Source organism: Mesorhizobium sp. (assembly GCF_005063415.1).
In the GTDB taxonomy this organism is placed as follows: Bacteria; Pseudomonadota; Alphaproteobacteria; order Rhizobiales; family Rhizobiaceae; genus Mesorhizobium.
Genome location: NZ_SUEG01000392.1, coordinates 1 through 323 on the forward strand (window position 1 = coordinate 1; position 323 = coordinate 323).

1 pseudogene is annotated in these 323 nt (G+C 72.1%); it reads right to left on the reverse strand.

The annotated features are described in order from the left end of the window. Positions 1-97: 97 nt before the first annotated feature. Positions 98-323, reverse strand: a pseudogene (locus E5W70_RS32760) (xanthine dehydrogenase family protein subunit M); the annotation flags it as partial.

A 323-nucleotide genomic window follows, 5' to 3' on the forward strand; every position in this document is an offset into this window, starting at 1 on the left:
TCGCGCAACACCGCGGACAGCCGCCGCACCGGCGGCACGCAAACGCTGACGGCGGCGCCGTTGACTTCGAAGGCGATGTCGGCGCGCTCCATGCTCATCAGGCTGCCGCCCTTTCGCCGGGAATAGCGCCCACAGCACCAAGCACAGCACGGGCGACGATCTCGCGCGCTGCATCCAGCCGATATTCGGCGCTGCCGCGCACGTCGCCGATCGGCGACAGCTCGTCCATCGGTGCGGATTGGATCGCAGTGGCCAGCGCGTGGCCGACGGGCCGGCCGCGCAGCGCCGCCTCGACACCCGCCAGCCGCCTGGCGACGACCGAG